Below are 20018 nucleotides of genomic sequence, written 5' to 3' on the forward strand. Positions count from 1 at the left end.
TTAATCCTTAAAAAACCACCATTTATACTAACTAAGCTAAAAAATTATAAATATTAAGGACATCCCTTTTTTTAATTAGGGGAAAACCATTACATCGATCCTATTTTTCTTGTGGTAGCATTTTTCATTTTAAAAATTTTCATGGACAAAATTGCAAAAGAAATGGGACATATTACACCTGAAAAGATTTCGGGGTTAAAAAGAGTTTGGATTAATTCGGTGACGCCGGACATTGACTGCGGATCATTTCCTGCGAAATATATAATTAATGATTTGGTTACAATTAAAGCAAATATTTTTTGCGATGGAATTGATGAAATAATAGCTCAACTCCATTACAAAAATAATGATGAATTGGGATGGAGTTCAGTCGATTTTTCTCCATTATCAAATGACCAATGGGAAGCATCCTTTGAAGTTAATAGATTAGGAATTTACTCTTACATAATTCTTGCTTGGACCAGCGAATTTTTAACCTGGAGGGTACGCTTTTTTAAAAAATTAACCTTAGATTATGATATAGATGCAGAAAAAAGTATTGGCATTAAATTAATAAAAAGTTCTTATAAGGAAACGACACCTCCTTGCGTTCAGGAGGCCCTAGATTGCCTGTCTTCCTCAAACGATAAATCGCTTTTAGTTGAGCTTCTGTCTAATAAAGAACTTGAAGAATGGATGAAACACAATTTAGCTTCGGAGTTTGTTACCCAATCAGATAAAAGTTTTTCGCTCAGCGTTGATCCTGTTAAAGCAAGGTTCAGTACCTGGTATGAATTATTTCCACGCTCTGTAACTCAAGATCCTAAAAAGCATGGGCACTTTAAAGATCTCATTAATCATCTTCCCATAATAAAAAATATGGGGTTTGATGTCCTTTATCTACCTCCAATCCACCCTATTGGTGAGAAAAATCGTAAAGGTAAAAATAACGAGCTTGTTGCCCAACCAGATGATCCCGGAAGCCCTTGGGCTATTGGCTCTTCAAAAGGAGGGCATAAAAGTATTCATCCGCAACTAGGCAGCTTCAAGGATTTTGCCTCATTAATAAAAGCCGCCAAAAAACTTAATCTGGATATCGCCTTAGATATTGCTTTGCAATGCAGCCCTGATCATCCTTATTTAAGCCAACATGAAATTTGGTTTAAACACCGGCCAGACGGGACCTTACAATATGCGGAAAACCCTCCTAAGAAATACCAGGATATTTATCCCCTTAATTTTTCTTCCTCCGAATGGCCCTCCTTGTGGAATGAATGCAAAGACATTTTTCTGTTTTGGATTCAAAAAGGCGTAACTATATTTCGTGTGGATAATCCACATACCAAGCCATTCATTTTCTGGCAATGGCTCATCCATGAAATTAAAACAGATTATCCCGAGACTATCTTTTTAGCAGAAGCCTTTACCCGGCCTAGTATTATGTATCTATTAGCTAAATGTGGATTTACTCAATCCTATACCTATTTCACCTGGCGTAATACCAAAAGCGAATTAATCAGCTACATGAACGAATTAAATTCAGCACCGGTTAAATATTATTTTCGACCCAATTTTTGGCCCAATACGCCCGATATTCTTAACGAATATTTACAGGAAGGTGGGCAAATTGCGTTTATGGTGCGATTGATATTGGCCGCAACATTAAGCAGCAATTACGGGATTTATGGCCCTGCTTTTGAAAATTGCATTCGTGAGCCGTTACACGAAGGCTCTGAAGAGTATCTGGATTCAGAAAAATACAGCATTCATTGCTGGCAAAAAACGCTGGAAAATATTAGCGACTTAATACGCTGTGTAAATCAAATTCGGCATCACCATCCGGCCTTACAAAATACGCACTCAGTGCAATTTTATCCCAGCGATAATGATCAAATTATATGCTATAGCAAGCACAGTCCAGATTTTAAGGACGTTATTTTGGTTGTTGTTAATTTGGATTATCAATATAAACAATCAGCTTTTGTCACCCTTGATTTATCCTCATTGGGGATTGAAGGGCCTCATTACTATGTGCATGACCTTTTAAGCGAAGAACGTTATCAATGGCAATCCGGAGCCTGTTATGTCGAGCTTAATCCGTTAAAACAACAATGTGCTCATATTTTTCATATCAAGGGTAAAGTATTATGATCCAGCTCAATGAACGTCCAGACTGGTATAAAGACGCGATTATTTATCAAGTTCATGTGCGCAGTTTTTATGATAGCAATAATGATGGGATTGGTGACTTCCCCGGGCTTATCGAAAAGTTACCTTATATTGAATTTTTAGGGGTTAATGCGATTTGGTTATTGCCTTTTTATCCCTCTCCTCTCAAAGATGAAGGCTATGACATTGCCGATTATATGAATGTTAATCCAATTTATGGGACCTTATCGGATTTTAAAAGATTTTTAAAAGAAGCGCACAAACGTAATATTAAAGTAATTACCGAATTAGTTATTAATCATACCTCTGACCAACACCAATGGTTTAAAAGAGCACGCGCAGCAAAACCGGGATCAGCTTGGCGTAATTATTATGTTTGGAGCGATACTACTGAAAAATATACTGATGCACGTATTATTTTTCGGGATTTTGAAACCTCTAACTGGGCTTGGGATGCAACCGCGAATGCTTATTATTGGCATCGGTTTTATTCCCACCAGCCGGATTTAAATTATGATAATCCTGCAGTGCAAAAAGAGATTTTTAAAATAATGGACTTCTGGCTAGGGCTAGGAGTCGATGGATTACGCCTTGATGCCATTCCTTATTTATTTCAGCGAGAAGGCACGAATTGTGAAAATTTACCCGAGACGCATCAATTTTTAAAAAAATTAAATGCGCACATTCAAGAAAAGTTCAAAAATAAATTTCTTTTAGCCGAGGCCAATCAATGGCCAGAAGATGCAGTGCAATATTTTGGTAATGGTGATGAGTGCCAAATGGCATTTCATTTTCCGCTCATGCCACGCATGTATATGGCCGTCCAAATGGAAGATCGCTTTCCCATAACCGATATTATTGAACAAACACCGGTTATTCCAGAATCCTGTCAATGGGCTATCTTTTTACGTAACCATGATGAGTTAACCTTAGAGATGGTAACCGATGAAGAACGTGACTACATGTATCGTATGTATACCAAAGATCCACAAATGCGGATTAATTTGGGCATTCGACGCCGACTAGCACCGCTTTTAGAAGGAGATCGGCGCAAAATTGAATTATTAAATGCGTTTTTATTTTCATTGCCTGGAACGCCAGTAATGTACTATGGCGATGAAATTGGTATGGGTGATAATTTTTACTTAGGCGATCGCAGCGGCGTAAGAACTCCAATGCAATGGTCAAATAACAATAATGCTGGTTTTTCTGACGCAACTCCACAAAAGCTTTACCTGCCGGTAATTATTGACCCAGAATATAATTATCAATTTGTTAACGTCAACTTGCAAAAACAAAACTCGCAATCTCTCTTGCACTGGATGAAAAAATTGATTGAGCGCCGCTCTGCTTATAAAGCGTTTAGTCGTGGTAGCATTGAGTTTCTACACCCAGAAAATGCCAAAATCATTGCTTTTTATCGCATTTACAACGAGCAGAAAATCCTGGTCTTATTTAATTTATCGCGCAATACGCAAAGTTTTAGTCTTGACCTGAGTCAATTTATTAATTATTCATTAATTGAAGTATTTGGTAAAACTACCTTCCCTAAAATTAGCAAAGCCCCCTATTTCTTTATTCTCGCTCCTTATGGATTTTTATGGCTGGAGCTGCATCAACCCGAAGTGGAACCCATTAGCCTTCCTTCTAAAAATGAACTCTTAATCGTTAAAGAAAAATGGAGTGAAATTTTTCAGACATCCAATAAGAAAAAATTAGAATATGCACTTAGGGATTATATTCCTGGATGCCGATGGTTTCGCGCTAAAAACAGCCCTATCAGTAAATTGAAAATAGTTGATGAACTGGTATTGAAACAGAATAAAAGTGCGGTTTATTTAATTCTTATTGAAATTGATTTTGATGATAAGCATGCTGAATATTACTTCATGTTCATTGCCACAAAAACCGAAGATGTTCAAGGGCAAACGATATGTGCTATAAAAGACCAACAGGGTCAGCTTACCTATCTTACTGATGCAATTTATAATCCTAAGGCATTAAAAATAATTTTTAATGCGTTTAGAAGAACTAAATTAATTCATGGTACATCCAGCACCCTGAAAATAGAAGCATTACGTCATAGTAATAAAATTCTTGCTCCAAGCCAGCAAGAAATTAAACCTTTAAATGCGGATCAGTCCAATACCTCGATTTCTTATGGGCAACAAGCCTTATTGAAAATCTATCGTCTTTGCGAAAATGGCACTAACCCCGAGGTAGAAATCAATCAACAGTTTCTCAATAAAGAGTGTAACATCTCGCCCAAGCTCTTAGTGACTATTAGTTATTTAAATAAAGACAAAAATGCAACGCTGGGGATTATTCAAGAATACGTTCCTAATGAAGGAAATGCCTGGGATTATTGCTTGAATGCGATTTCAGCACTTAGTGAGAACTATGAGAAATTACCCATTCTTCAACCGCCATTAAAGCGCGTTTATCCATGGGAAAAAATTACTTCCATCCCGCAAGAAATAAGCAGCGCTTTAGGAATATTCGCATATTCTGTGCGTATTCTGGCAGAAAAAACCGCACAAATGCACCTAGCTTTGGCGGGAGATGATTCAAATCCTCTTTTTAAAGTAGAAAATTTCATTCTCTTTGATCAACGCAGTTTGTACCAGTCATTGAGAAATGCGACAGTAAAAACAGCAAAACTCATGCAGAATAAAAAGCTTAAACTTGAGCCGGAATTACAAGAAGAAGTAAGTGAATTTTTTACTCAGAAAGAAAAGTTACTCCAAAAAATTCAATATCTTTTAAATCAAAGTTTAGGCGGGAAAAAGATTCGCTGTCATGGGGACTATCATCTCGCGCAAATTCTATACAAGGGGGATGATTTTGTAATTATCGATTACGAAGGTGAGCCAGGACGTCCTTTATCGGAACGAAAGATTAAATATTCACCAATTAAGGATGTCGCGGGAATTTTGCGCTCTTTTCATTATGCATTTTATACCGCAATTGACCGCTCGCTTATTGAGTCATCCGAATTTAATCCTGAAGACTGCTATAGCTGGATTACCCAAATTTTTATTGATACCTACTTAAGCTATCCCGAGATTTTATCTTTAATGCCTAAAGAAAAAGAACAGTTTTCTTTACTGCTTAAAGCCTACATGCTCGAAAAAGTTTTATACGAAATCAATTATGAGCTAAATAACCGACCAGATTGGCTGCGAGTTCCATGCATCGGCCTACTTAACCTTTTGGAATAATGACCATGATCAAGGATGAAGCTTTATCAAAATTAGCAGAATACTTTGGCATCCAAATCACTTATAAAAATGCCTGGGGAAATACAGTAGAAGCCCAAGATGAGCAACTGATTAGAATACTAAATCTATTGGGTGTGCCTATTCGTGAGGCTTGTGAAGCCCAAACCTATTTAACAAAGTGTGTGCAGGAAAAAATAGAGCAAAAAATTGATAAAGTTCATGTCGCTTGGGATGGAAAATGCCAAATCCCCTTGTATTTAGCAGATAAGGAAAATTATGAAAGCCTAGAGTACAGTATTCATTTGGAAGATGGTTCAACCATGCAATCCGCAGTAAACTTGAAAAAAATTGCCGTGAAAGAAATAAGCACCTACCCACTGCGTTTTTTTAAAAAAATATTTAAATTGCCCTTATTGCCTATGGGGTATCATCAGTTAAGTTTTAACTTAGATAAGCAAACCATTCATAGTCTTATTATCAGTGCTCCTTCTAAAATGAATACGGAGAAAATAGGAAAAGAAAAACTGTTTGGCTTTTTTGCTCCTATTTATGCACTTCACGATCAAAAAAACCCGGTGTGCGGCGATTTGGGTACGTTAAGAAGATGGGCAGACTGGCTGGCAGAAGAAGATGCGAAAGTCATTGCTACCACCCCAATTTTTGCCGCCTTTTTAAATGAACTGTATGAGCAAAGCCCTTATTCGCCAGTCAGCCGTATGTTTTTAAATGAACTGTATTTGGAGCTTGAACATGCTCCGATGCCTAAGCATATTAAGACACAGGACCAGATCCCCTTTAAAGAAGTTGCAGCTTATAAGAGAAAAATCATAGAGCAAGAATGGGAGCCTGAAAAGATGAACGATCCCAGATTGCAGAAATACATCGCCAGGCATCAAGAGGCACCGCAGTATGCTTTGTTCCGCGCGTATATGGAGCAACAGCGCAGCTCCTGGAAAAACTGGCCCGAACCTGAAAAACAAGGTGCAATTGAATTAACATCCAAACTTGAAAACAGCTATCACTACCACCTTTATGTACAATGGCAATTAAATGAGCAATTAAATGCCTTAAAACAACAATTAAACCAGCAAGGGCAGCTCCTCTATCTTGATTTACCAATAGGAGTACATCATGATGGCTTTGATGCCTGGAAATATCAAAACTTATTTGTTCAACAAGCCAGTATTGGCTCCCCACCTGATCCTGTTTTTCAACAAGGCCAAAATTGGGGCTTGCCTCCATTAAATCCTTTAATGCTTCGCGAACAACATTACTCTTATTTTATTACGATGCTTCGCTATATTCTTCCCTATATTGATATTTTACGTATTGATCATGTTATGGGTTTTCACCGTCTTTTTTGGATCCCCGAAGGGTCTTCAGCTGAGCAAGGAGTTTATGTACAGTATCAACCAGAAGAAGTTTATGCCATTTTATCGCTTGAATCTCATCGTCATCAGGTCAGTTTAATTGGTGAAAATTTAGGAACCGTTCCTCCAGAAACTAATTCAATGATGAAGAAACATGCCCTGCTGCAAATGCATGTTTTACAATATCAACTCGACTCCAAACGCGGCATTATGCCTTCATCTCCATGGATGGCTGCTGGCTTAAATACCCATGACATGCCCACTTTCCTCGCATATTGCCAAGCGCTGGATTTACAAAAAAAATTCGCAGAACAGGTGTTCACTGAACCACAGTATCAAAGAGAACGCCAATTACGGAAAAAAAATCTTTTAAAGCTAGAACAAATAAGCGCTGATTTTCCAGGTGATATTTTTGAAAAAAGTGTTTGCTTGTTAGCAGACAGTAAGGCGCAAATTTTAATAATTCAGCTTGAAGATTTATGGCGCGAATCTCAATCGCAAAATACGCCGAATGAAGAAAGTAGCGCCAACTGGTGCCGACAGTTAGCTTATTCATTAGAGCAAATGGCTTCTTCAACACAAATCAGCACCTTAATGAAAGAAATTAGCCGATATAGAAAAGATCAGCATACCAGTAAACCTTATTTGAGCCCCGAAGACATTTATCTTTTTAATGAAGGAACACATTACCGCCTTTATGAGTACTTAGGCGCACACCCAGTAATTGAAAATGGTATTAAAGGGACGAATTTTTCAGTATGGGCTCCCAGTGCGCATAAAGTATTCGTTATTGGTTCGTTTAATAATTGGGATAAAAATGCAAATCCGATGAACATGATTGGCTCCTCAGGAATTTGGCAAACTTTTATTCCTGAAGCACAACCCAATGATTTATATAAGTTTTACATTGAATCCAATCATCCTCATCATACGCCGGAACACCTTGATCCCTTTATGTTTTATCAAGAATGTGCACCGAAAACCGCATCGATTATTTGGCAATCCAGCTATGAATGGCATGACCAAGAATGGATGAAAAACCGGCATAAATATCAAGACATGAATCATCCCATGTCCATTTATGAAATGCATATTGGCTCATGGAAAAGAGTTCCTGAGGAAGATAATCGCTTCTTAAATTACCGAGAACTGGCGCCACTACTCACCGAATATTTAGTGAAAATGCAATTTACCCATGTAGAATTTTTACCTATCATGGAACATCCTTTTTATGGCTCCTGGGGTTACCAGACTTTAGGCTATTTTGCCCCCACCTCACGTTATGGTACACCGGATGATTTTAAATTTTTAATCGACTACCTGCATCAGCATAATATTGGTGTAATTCTTGATTGGGTGCCATCACATTTTCCTAATGATGCTCATGGGCTTGCCTATTTTGATGGCACTCATTTATATGAACACGCCGATGTAAAAAAAGGATTTCACCCAGATTGGAAGAGCGCTATCTTTAATTATGGCCGTCATGAAGTAAAAGCATTTTTAATAAGCAGCGCTCTGTTTTGGTTAGATAAATACCATATTGATTGCTTACGCGTTGATGCCGTAGCCTCCATGTTGTATTTAAATTATTCTCGAAAGCCGGGAGAATGGATACCCAATGAATATGGTGGTCACGAAAATCTTGAAGCAATTCATTTCTTAAAAGAGCTCAATGAAACCCTATATCGTACATACCCCGATATCCACATCTTTGCCGAAGAATCTACCGCCTGGCCCGGAGTCTCTCGTCCTACCTACGCCGGAGGACTAGGATTTGGCTTTAAATGGGATATGGGTTGGATGCATGATACTTTGGATTATTTTAGAAAAGACCCACTTTATCGCCGTTTTCATCACCATCAACTTACGTTTCGCATGATTTATGCATTTACGGAAAATTTTGTACTTTCCCTATCTCATGATGAAGTAGTTTATGGAAAAGGCTCTTTGGTTAATAAAATGCCAGGAAATGAACAAGAACAATTTGCCAATGTACGTGTTTTGTATGCCTATATGTTTGCGCTCCCCGGAAAAAAATTGCTGTTTATGGGAGACGAATACGGGCAACGCAGCGAATGGAATCATGAGCAAAGTCTTGATTGGCATGTACTGGATTATGCAATACATCAAGGCTTACAGGCCTGGGTTGCCCAATTAAATCACCTGTATCGTAGTGAAGCAGCCTTAAACCATTATGATTTTGAGCAGGCCGGCTTTGAATGGCTTGATACCAATGATATGGATCAGAGCATCTACACCTTTTTGCGCAAATCCAGTGATGAACAGCTCATTTTAATCGTTTTAAATTGTACTCCCATTCCACGAACTGCCTATCGCATTGGTCTTCCTAGGGCAGGTTGCTGGAAACTTCTTGCCAGTAGTAGCGACCCTAAATATGGTGGAACCGAAAGCCACACTCCGGAGTTAACCACGGAAGATTTGGGCTCGCACCAACACCCCTACTCAGTCCAACTGGACCTCCCAGGGCTTAGTGCAGGATTTTACAAATGGAAAAATTAATCATGCAACGTCACTTAGGTGCCTGCCTTAAAAAAGATGGAACCTGTGAATTTACTTTATGGGCACCATGGATTCCGAAGCTTGAGGTAGAAATTCATTCCGTACAACAGAAAAACATCTATCGCCTGCCGATGCAACGTTTAAAAACCGGCTACTTTTATGCTAAAACCAAGTCAGTTGTCGCCGGAGATCGTTATTACTTTTGTGGGAATGAAACTCGTTTTCCTGATCCCGCCTCAACTTATCAGCCCGAAGGAATTCATGGTCCATCAGAAATCATCGAGCAAACTCATGCCGCTGCATGGAAGCGAATTAGCTTATCTAAATATATTATTTATGAGTTGCATGTTGGAACCTTTACCGAGGAAGGGACTTTTGCAGCCATTATTCCGCATTTAGCAGAACTTAAGGAGCTTGGTGTTACAGCGATTGAGATTATGCCGGTGGCCCAATTTTCCGGAACACGGAATTGGGGCTATGATGGCGTCTTTCCTTTTGCAGTGCAAAACTCATACGGTGGCCCTCAGGGTTTAAAGCAACTTATCAACGCCTGCCATAAAATGAAGCTCGCCGTCATTTTGGATGTGGTTTATAACCATATTGGCCCTGAAGGAAATATTTTGCCCTTACTCGCCCCTTATTTTACCGATAAATATCACACCCCTTGGGGCCAAAGTCTCAACTTTGATGATGCATTAAACCAAGAAGTACGAACGTATTTCATTGAAAATGCAGTCTATTGGTTTACGGAATATGGTGTTGATGCCTTACGTCTTGATGCTCTCCATGCCATTGTCGATAATTCAGCCTATCCTTTTTTAGAAGAATTAGCCGATGAAATCGCTAATTTATCGCAAAAAACAGGCCAGAAATATTATTTAATCGCAGAGAGCAGTGCTAATGATCCTCGCCTCGTTCGCTCTAAGAAAGAGCATGGATTTGGATTACATGCGCAATGGAACGATGAGTTTCATCATGCGCTACACAGTATTTTAACCACAGAACAATTTGATTATTACGCCGATTTTGGTGATCTCCACTTATTTTTAAAAGCTTATACTGAGGGCTATGCCTATTCGGGGCAATATTCCATATTCCGCCAAAAACCCCATGGAAGAAGCTCAGCCACTCTACCCGCAAATCGTTTTGTCGTATTTCTGCAAAATCATGATCACATTGGAAACCGTCCTTTTGGCGATCGCTTAACGCATTTATTAAGCCCCATGCAACTTAAGTTTGCGGCAGCCCTTTTATTTTTTTCGCCCTACATCCCGCTTATTTTTATGGGAGAAGAATATGCGGAAACGGCTCCTTTTTATTATTTTATCAGCCATGAAGGGAAGGAACTTATCGAAGCAGTTCGCCAAGGACGCATTAAGGAATTTTCCTCTATGGCTCAGGCAACAGACTTACCGGATCCTCAGCTGGAAAATACATTCACTCTATGCAAACTCAATCACGAATTAAAAAGTAAAACTTGGCATCGAGAGATTTGGGAGTTTTATAAGAAACTTATTCACTTACGAAAAACCAAGCCTGCTCTATCTCATTTAAGTAAAAAAAATATGTCCATAAAGCTTGTTGATGAAAAACTAGTATTTATCACGCGACATACTCAGCATCAGCACCTACTGCTTATCGCAAATTTTTCACATCATGCGCTGCATTATGCCCCTTATTTAGATCTTAACTCCTGGAGCTGTATTCTTAGCTCTTACCCCTATGAACGGACCCATCAAGAACTACCAGCCTATGGTATTCTGATATTTGAAAAGGAATGTGAACATGAATAAATACATCTGCATCCACGGACATTTTTATCAACCTCCACGTGAAAATCCTTGGTTAGAGGCAATTGAAAACCAAAGTTCCGCGAAACCTTATCCCAATTGGAATGAACGTATTTCCGAGGAATGCTATGTTGCCAATTCCGCAGCACGTATATTAAATGGTGAAGATAAAATTACAGACATTGTTAATAATTATGCAAAAATAAGTTTCAATTTTGGTCCCACCTTGCTTTCTTGGGTGAAAGATAAAAAGCCCGAGTTACTACAAGCGCTGTATGATGCAGATCAAAACAGTCAAAAAAATTTGAACGGCCATGGCAATGCCATCGCTCAGGCATATAACCATATGATCATGCCCTTGGCGAATACACGGGATAAATACACGCAAATTTATTGGGGCATTATCGATTTTGAACGCTATTTTCACCGCAAACCGGAAGGAATGTGGCTTCCAGAAACTGCTGTAGACTTGGAAACCTTGGATATAATGAGTGAAATGGGCATTAAATTTACTATTCTTGCCCCCAACCAAGTCAAACAAATTCGTTCTTTAGAAGACGACCAGTGGCATCAAGATTTTTCTATTGGAACCCCCTACGTACAATCCTTGCCTTCAGGTAGAGAAATTACTTTATTTATTTACGATGGTTCCGTAGCGAAAGCAGTAGCTTTTGAAAAATTATTAACGCATGGCGAAGACTTCGCTCATCGTCTTTTGGACAATTTTCCCGAATCATATACCGAGAACACCTTAATGCATATAGCTACTGATGGTGAAACCTATGGTCATCATCATGCCCATGGTGATATGGGATTAGCGTACGCTTTACATTATATGGAGCAAGATCCTGAAATAAAATTGACCAACTACGGACATTTTATGGAAATTCAGCCTGCGCAATTCGCTATAGAGATTCATGAAAACTCTTCCTGGAGCTGCGCTCATGGAGTTGAACGTTGGCGTAGTGATTGTGGCTGTAGCGCAGGAGGAATATGGCATCAACAATGGCGTGAGCCGTTAAGAAATGCCCTGGATTGGTTACGTGATGCACTAATTCCTATATTTGAAGAGCAAATGAGCGAATTAGTGAATGATCCATGGGAAGCGCGCAATCAATATATTAAGGTCATTCATGATCGCACTGCAACCGAGGAATTTCTTACCTCTCAAGCCAAAAAAGAACTAAATGCTGATGAAAAAAAGACTGTACTTAAATGGATGGAGCTACAAAGACATGCAATGCTGATGTATACCAGTTGTGGCTGGTTTTTTGATGAGTTATCAGGAATAGAAACCGTCCAAGTTATTAAATATGCGGCGCGCGTTATTCAATTAGCATACGAGCTGACAAATGAAGATTATGAATCTGAATTTGTTAAAAAGCTGGCGCTTGCTCCATCAAATATTCCTGAATATGGGAATGGGGAAAAAATATATAATATGTTCGTTAAACCCCAACGAATAAATTTATTTAACGTTTCCGCACATCTGGCCGCAAGTCTACCTTTTAGCGAATATGAAGATGAAATAAAAATATATTGTTATAAAGCCGCGTTACAAAACACCCGAGACACGACTTTAGGTAAAGAACAATTAATAAGTGGCACATTTCTTGTTCAATCAGAAATAACCTGGGAAACCTTAAATATTTGGTATGCCGTTTTTTATCAAGGGGACCAAAATCTGATTTGCGCCATTAAAGAGCCTCATACCGGTTTACAAGAAATTGAAGATTCACTGCATACAGCCTTTGATAAAGGAGATAATTTTGAGGTAGTCACTTTATTTAAAACCCATTTCGGAGATCAAACTATTTCCTTAAGGGATTTATTTTATGACATGAAATTAAAGATCACCCAGGAAATTTTATCTTCTGTATTGGCCGATTTAGAAAATAGTGAGCAATTATTTTTTGAGAAAAACCTAACACTAATTAATTTTATCGCCACCTTAAATATTGAATTGCCGCACACCATCCACAATCTGCTTAATTCGCTTCTTAATAGAGACATTCTCTTTTATTTTTCTAAAGAAAATTTTCACATAGAAACCTTAATAACTTTATTTGAAAAAGCAAAGCTATTTAAGCTTGACCTCGAACAAGAAAGTATTGCTTATGCCGCCAATCAGTTTCTAAAGGAACAGGCTGACTTACTGGAGCAGCAAATTAGCGATAAAGATTTTGTACAGTACTTAATTGAAATCGTTAATTTCATTAAAAGCCTACCCATCCAAATTAACTTATGGAGCTTGCAAAATAAAATATACAACCTGACCAAAAAAGATCATGGAGCCCAAGAAAACCCCTTAATTCAAGAGCTTGCCGCAAGCCTTCATTTGGAGATAAATTAATGCATATTCCCCTCTCCTTGTATCGCGTTCAGCTTAATGAAGAATTTTCTTTGCAGCAATTAAGTTCATTGCTGCCTTATTTTAAAAAGTTGGGACTTAGCGATCTCTACCTATCGCCTATTTTACAAGCACAACCAGGGAGCACGCATGGCTATAACACGACAGACTTTGAGAAGATTAATCCTGAGCTGGGTGGGATTGAAGCCTTATACCAACTTCACCATCAATTAAAGCAACAGGAGCTTGGGTTATGCCTGGATATAGTGCCTAATCATATGGCTGCAACCCCGGAAAATCCTTACTGGAATGAGGTGCTGGAAAAAGGAAAAGCATCCGCTTATGCTGATTTTTTTGACATTAACTGGGAAAAATCAACGGCGCAAAAACTTGTTTATCGCCGATTCTTTGATATTAACGAATTAGTTTGCCTTCACACGGAAGACCCTCGCGTTTTTCAGCAAACACACCGCTTACTGCTGAAACTAATTCAGGAGCACGTGATTACCAGCTTGCGCATTGATCATATTGATGGCTTAAGAGATCCCCTTTCCTATTTAAATCGTCTCAAAGAATCTATTGGCGTACCCTTCCACATCGTGGCCGAAAAAATTTTAGGATATAACGAGCAACTGCCTAATAATTGGCCTTTATGCGGGACTACAGGTTATGACTTTTTAAATGAAGTGAATCAAGTATTAATTGAAGAAACGGGGTTGCATCAACTGGTCTCTTTTTATGAGCAAATAACGCCGGAAAAGAAAACCATGCAGCAAGTTAAACGCGAATCGCTCCGATATGTAATAACTAATTTGTTTCCGAACGAATTTAGACGCTTATGTGAAAAACTAAAAAAAATTCTCGGCCCTAATACCGAAGAGATTGATGAACTATTTTTAGAGTTTTCGACCTTAATGCCTAGATATCGAATTTATGATCATGTGGAATCCAAAGACATTATCGAACACATTTTCTCGCAAATACCAAATAGCACCTACTCCAATCAATTTAAGTCCTTATTAAATAATGACCTCACATCCCTTACCCCACAGCAAAAAGTATTATGGCATCAATGGCGTAATGACTGGGAGGTATTTAGCGGGCCGGTTATGGCTAAGGGGTTCGAGGATACCGCCTGTTATAATTACTACCCTCTTCTTTCCCTTAACGAGGTAGGCAGTTCTCCTGAAAATTTCCAAAACGCAGGCTCTTTAGAACGTTTTCATCAATTTAACCAGCAAAAACAAAAATTATGGCCCTATAGTTTTAATACTACGTCAACTCATGACAGCAAACGCAGCGAAGACGTACGCGCACGCTTAGATGTCTTAAGCGAGTTACATTATGAATGGACCCAACTTCTAGAGCATTGGTTGGTGAAAAGCTTAGCTAAAAAACCTTCTGAGGCATATCCCGATTTATTAGATAAATTATTTATTTATCAATCCCTACTTGGAGTATGGCCTTTACAGCATGATGATGAATTGAGCACTCGGATGACCGAGGTATTAATTAAAACCGTGCGAGAACGCAAAGATCATTCATCATGGATGTCTCCCAACTCATCGTATGAAGAAGCATGTACCCAATTTTTAAAATCACTTCTTCATGATCAGCAGTTTATGGATGACTTTCTCCCCTTTCAAAAGAAAATAGCCTTTTATGGAATGCTCAATTCTTTAACACAAATCATTTTAAAAATGACTTGTCCCGGGCTTCCAGACATTTATCAAGGAAATGAAACCTGGCGTTTTGATTTAGTTGATCCCGATAACCGTAGACCAATTAACTATCAACATCTGCACCAGCTTTTTAGCGATCAACCTTTATCTGATTTATTGTCCTCATGGCAAGATGGGAAAATTAAATTCAATTTAACCAAAACACTTTTATTTATTCGCCGATCGCATAAAAATTTGTTTCTCTTTGGTGATTATCATCCTTTACCTATTCATGGATCACAACATAAAAATATCATCGCCTTTGTAAGGCAATATAAGGAAGAAAAAATAGCCCTAATTACCTGTCGCTGGTTTTCACAAATTATACCGCCTAATTTGCCCTGGTCGAGTAACTACTTTACTGATGAATATTGTTTATTTTCAGAGAGTCAATGCATTTCATTACTTAATGGAGAGCAATTTTTAATGGAGAATGGAACTCTTTGGGTGAAAGACCTGTTGAGAGTTCTTCCCTTTAATCTTATAAAAATTCTACCGAAATGATTTCATATTATTTTGAGGTTATTATGGGTTAAAATTTCCACAAAATCACAAACTAAAAATCACATTATTTACTATTTAATAATGTGATTGAAATGCACTACTTTGGTACGCATTTTTTAAGAGGAAATAAAAATCCGCCGCGGAAACCGAACATATATTGAACATTTGGCGTACTTTACATTGTCTATTTTTTTGTTAAGATAACCAAATTAAATCTAATATATTCTATATAGAAATCACATTGAGTATAAATTGTCAAACCTCCCAACAAAATATTTATATTCTTATATTACGGATTTCCCCAATAGAAATGTTTATTTATTGTCCTAGAATAAATATTAATTTTTACTAGGGAGCAATGACGTTTAAAAGAAATAATATTAACACTAAAATAAATTAAACTTTCTTCTCGATGTCCTTGTTATAAAAGAAAATTCTTAAATTTGGCATAAAGTGAATATAATAAAAAATAAGCTAAATCAATCATTATTAAATATAGGAAATATCAATAGAATTTTTTCTGAAAATTCTCCTATAAGATTAATAAAAAGAATAAATAAGCCTAATAATTCTTTTATTTCTTTTATAATTGATACTAATTTATCAATACGGAAGCTTAATATTATGGCCTCCAGACTTTTGGAATCCAGTAGAAAAAGCCTAATAAATCAATCGCTTCTTACTTATATACCTAACCATCAAAAATTATTTAAAGAAAAAATTGAGAAATTACTTCAAAGTAATTTAAAACAAACCTGTGAAGTCAGTATCTTACAAAAAGATGGCACATTAAGATGGGTGCTTTTTCAATGTCGCGTCCTAGAAAAAAATTTTATCTCCATTGAAGGAATTGAAACGACTACTCTTCGCCACACTCAACCTCATGACTATGACATTGAAAAATTCCGCATGGTTAATAAATTATTCCATCATGCAGATGATGCGATTGCCGTATTAGATGATGAATTAAACATTAAAATCTGTAATCAATTATTCACAAAATTATTATTCCGCATGACCTCGCAAGAGGTTAGCGTAGATATGAATTTGGACAAGGCACTATCTGAAAATACTCCGTTGAAGGCAAAAATTATTAAGGCCTGCTACAATGCACTTTCTGGGCAAAAAACGAGTATTGTAATTGAAAATCCCAATAAAAACAGTGATATTTATTACTGTTATGAAATACGATTACATGCTCAACATAAAGCTTATCGCCAAAAAAATGAGCTGATTTTTCGCATAAAGGATACTACCGATTATAAGTTACAGCATAAATTGCAAGCAGACATTACCCGTACGTGCAAAAATAGCATAATTAGTGCAATGTCTTCTGCTATAGCTCATGAAATCAACCAGCCCTTAACAACTATTGTTACCTACAGTCGCAGTTGTCTTTTTTTGATGAGCAATAAACCTGAGGCAGGGGATATAAACGAACAATTTTCATTGCTATTAGAAAAAATATCCTCTCAAGCAGAATTAGCCGCCGAAATTCTTTTAAATATGAAAAAATGTATTCGCGAAGAAAATTTCTACGTAGAAAGAACCGACATTAATCAATTAATTCATGATGCCATATCTATTTTTCACTATGAATTATTAAGCTCCAAATTAAAAATTACCTTAAACCTTGAGGATAACGTTCCTTTAATCTTAATTAACAGAACGCACATTATTCAGGTCATTTTAAATTTGGCGCGCAATAGTTTGGAAGCATATCAAAATAGCAATGAGGAACATTTAGAACTCACTATTGAAACGCAAAAACTGGACCAATATGTGCATATCAAGATAAAGGATAATGGACCTGGGGTACCCAAAGAATATATAAATAAAATACTATGCTCCTACTTTACCACCAAAAAGCAAGGACATGGCATAGGTCTACATATTTGCCGTACCCTTATTGAAAACCATGGCGGAAAACTCTACTTTCAGAATAATGAAAAGCAAGGGGCCTGTTTTACGTTTACCTTACCACTAATGAGTTCCAATGAAAAAAATTAAAATATGCCTTGTTGATGATAATGAGGCCCTCTGCGAGGCATTATTTTTTTTATTAACAACGATATATAAGGATGCCTTAGAGTTGAAAGTTTTTCATCACCCACTGCATTTCTTACAACAACACTCACCAGAATGGGATGGCTGTTTGATTTTAGACTTGAATATTCCCTCCATGAATGGAATTGAATTAGTACAAGAAATAAAAAAAAATACATGTAAGCTAAAAATTCTTATGATGAGTGGCTGTGCTAAAGAAAGTATTATTAATTCCCATTTAAAATATGGGATTGATGCCTTTATAAAAAAACCATTTAAAATGGATATTTTTTTAGAAAAAATCGTCAATCTAACCTAAGGATATTTTTCAGAAAAACCATTGTTTTCCCTGATATAATTTTTCTGAAAAATACACCTATAATTTAAATTATAAATCTATAAATAAGGGACTACCATGTCTGAAAAAATAAGTGGTACAGTCAAATGGTTTAGGGATGATAAAGGTTTTGGCTTTATTCAAAGCGAGGGACAAGAATATTTCGTACATTTTAGCGGAATATTAGGAAAAGGATTTAAGTCACTTCCTATGGGTGCTAAAGTATCTTTTAATGTCAGTAAAGGCAAAAAAGGAATGCAAGCGCAAGATGTTGAAATTATTAACAATCATTAAAATTAAATTACTTATTCGTAGTTTCCACTAAGTTTTAATTTAAACCATAATGGAATTTTTTTAGAAAGTCCCTAAGATAACTTTAACAACAATCTGGGATATATTATGACAAAACAACAACCAGCCCAAGCACAAAAGCAACAACCAGGTATAGAAGAAAAGATGCATCCGCAACCGGTTTATATCAGTGAGAATTATAAGGGAAGTGGAAAATTATTAGACAAAATCGCTTTGGTAACCGGCGGTGATAGCGGTATTGGTAGGGCTGTTGCCTGCCACTATGCACTAGAAGGAGCAGATGTCTTTGTGCATTATTACAATGAAGAAGTCGATGCAAAAAAAACACAAGCAGAAATTGAGAAAATTGGCCGAAAATGTTGGCTTTACTCAGGAAATTTACAAGAGTTTTCTATTTGCCAAGATCTGGTGAATACGGTAATAAAATATTGTGGTGGATTTGATATCTTAGTAAATAATGTAGCAGAACAGCATCCTCAAGATAATCCTGAAGACATTAGCTGTGAACAAATGGAGCAAACCTTTAAGACTAATTTCTTTTCCTATTTTTATATGATTAAATCTGCCTTACCTCATTTAAAATCAGGAGGGATAATCATCAATACCACTTCGGTTACCGCCTATAAAGGCAACCCACATTTAATTGACTATTCTTCAACAAAAGGTGCTATTATCGCCTTGACCCGTTCTCTTTCACAAAATCTGGTTTCTCGCGGAATTAGGGTAAATGCTGTCGCCCCAGGCCCTATCTGGACACCATTAATTCCTGCTAGTTTTACTCCAGAACATGTTGAAGAATTTGGCAGTCAAGTCCCCATGAAACGAGCAGGACAACCCGCTGAAGTTGCCCCTGCATATGTCTTTTTAGCATCACAAGATTCATCATACATGACCGGCCAAGTATTGCATCCGAATGGTGGCGTCATAGTAAATGGGTAAATATAGTGGTTTTCTTATACAAAAGGATATGTAAAAATACAACGGCTTAGGCTCACATAAGGATATTAGGAGTTGATATGCAAACAAATAACCAAACCATTTTTGTTATCGATGACGAACCTGAAATTTGCAATGCGTTACAATGGCTCTTTGAGTCCATCCAGTTCCAAGTAGAAACCTATAAAAATGCCTCTTCGTTCCAAGAAGCTTACGATCCTAAAAAATCAGGGTTAATTATAATGGATGTGCGTCTTCCAGACATAAGTGGCTTAGAACTTTTAGAGAAATTAAGACAGCAAAAACTATTTTTACCCGTAATCGTGATTACCGGTCATGGTGATATCCCCATGGCCGTAAGGGCAATGAAGCTTGGGGCAAAAGATTTTATGTTAAAACCGTTTAACGAGCAGATTCTTTTGGAAAAAGTTCAAAAACATATTAATCATTCCATTAACAATGAGTCCTTACACCTGCTTAATAATCGCATTAACAGCTTGTCTAAACGAGAACAACAAATTATTAAACTGATTATTGATGGGAAGTTAAATAAACAAATTGCCCATGAACTTTCTATTTCTATTTCCACAGTAGAAGCACACCGTTCAAATATTATGACCAAAGTTCAAGCAAAAAACCTCGCTCAACTGATTAAATTATACCTGCAAGCTCAGCAAGATTATGAAGTTGTTTAACCTTAGAGTCATTCTCGCTCAAGCGAGAATCAATTAAATGTAGGCTGAGTATCTTAAGTTTTTTA

The 20018-nt window shown here is 37.2% G+C and carries 11 protein-coding genes; all 11 read left to right on the top strand.

The window, feature by feature from the left end; translation table 11 throughout:
* The first annotated feature begins 141 nt into the window (after positions 1-141).
* Positions 142-2130, top strand: a complete 1989-nt coding sequence (locus tag BN3124_RS05870; RefSeq protein ID WP_230849100.1) for an alpha-1,4-glucan--maltose-1-phosphate maltosyltransferase — start codon at positions 142-144, stop codon at positions 2128-2130.
* Complete coding sequence (gene treS, locus BN3124_RS05875; protein ID WP_058533862.1) at positions 2127-5369, top strand: maltose alpha-D-glucosyltransferase; 3243 nt, start codon at positions 2127-2129, stop codon at positions 5367-5369. Before BN3124_RS05870 ends, treS begins: the two co-directional genes overlap by 4 nt.
* A gap of 5 nt (positions 5370-5374) precedes the next feature.
* On the top strand, positions 5375-9262 hold the full coding sequence (glgB, locus tag BN3124_RS16810) for a 1,4-alpha-glucan branching protein GlgB (protein WP_196398900.1): 3888 nt from the start codon (positions 5375-5377) through the stop codon (positions 9260-9262).
* Entirely contained in the window at positions 9250-11055 is a 1806-nt protein-coding gene (gene treZ / locus BN3124_RS05885; RefSeq protein WP_058533863.1) for a malto-oligosyltrehalose trehalohydrolase, read from the top strand. The genes glgB and treZ overlap by 13 nt, the downstream gene beginning before the upstream one ends.
* Positions 11048-13405: a DUF3536 domain-containing protein gene (locus tag BN3124_RS05890; protein WP_058533864.1), complete on the top strand. Its 2358-nt coding sequence runs from the start codon at positions 11048-11050 to the stop codon at positions 13403-13405. Before treZ ends, BN3124_RS05890 begins: the two co-directional genes overlap by 8 nt.
* Positions 13405-15627 (top strand): malto-oligosyltrehalose synthase, encoded by a 2223-nt coding sequence (gene treY / locus BN3124_RS05895; RefSeq protein WP_058533865.1) that lies wholly within the window; start codon positions 13405-13407, stop codon positions 15625-15627. The genes BN3124_RS05890 and treY overlap by 1 nt, the downstream gene beginning before the upstream one ends.
* Before the next feature lie 453 nt (positions 15628-16080).
* A complete protein-coding gene (locus tag BN3124_RS05900; RefSeq protein WP_058533866.1) occupies positions 16081-17637 on the top strand; it encodes an ATP-binding protein in 1557 nt (518 codons plus the stop codon).
* Complete coding sequence (locus BN3124_RS05905) at positions 17624-17992, top strand: response regulator (protein ID WP_058533867.1); 369 nt, start codon at positions 17624-17626, stop codon at positions 17990-17992. The genes BN3124_RS05900 and BN3124_RS05905 overlap by 14 nt, the downstream gene beginning before the upstream one ends.
* Positions 17993-18088: 96 nt before the next feature.
* The gene (locus BN3124_RS05910) at positions 18089-18304 is read left to right on the top strand and encodes a cold-shock protein (protein ID WP_058533868.1); all 216 of its coding nucleotides are present in this window, start codon (positions 18089-18091) and stop codon (positions 18302-18304) included.
* Between the two features lie 105 nt (positions 18305-18409).
* Positions 18410-19261 carry an SDR family oxidoreductase gene (locus tag BN3124_RS05915; RefSeq protein WP_058533869.1) on the top strand — a complete coding sequence of 284 codons (852 nt, stop codon included), beginning with the start codon at positions 18410-18412 and terminating at the stop codon, positions 19259-19261.
* A gap of 77 nt (positions 19262-19338) precedes the next feature.
* Positions 19339-19953 (top strand): response regulator transcription factor, encoded by a 615-nt coding sequence (locus BN3124_RS05920; RefSeq protein ID WP_058533870.1) that lies wholly within the window; start codon positions 19339-19341, stop codon positions 19951-19953.
* Positions 19954-20018 lie beyond the last annotated feature (65 nt).

Source organism: Legionella saoudiensis (genome assembly GCF_001465875.1).
Lineage (GTDB): Bacteria > Pseudomonadota > Gammaproteobacteria > Legionellales > Legionellaceae > Legionella > Legionella saoudiensis.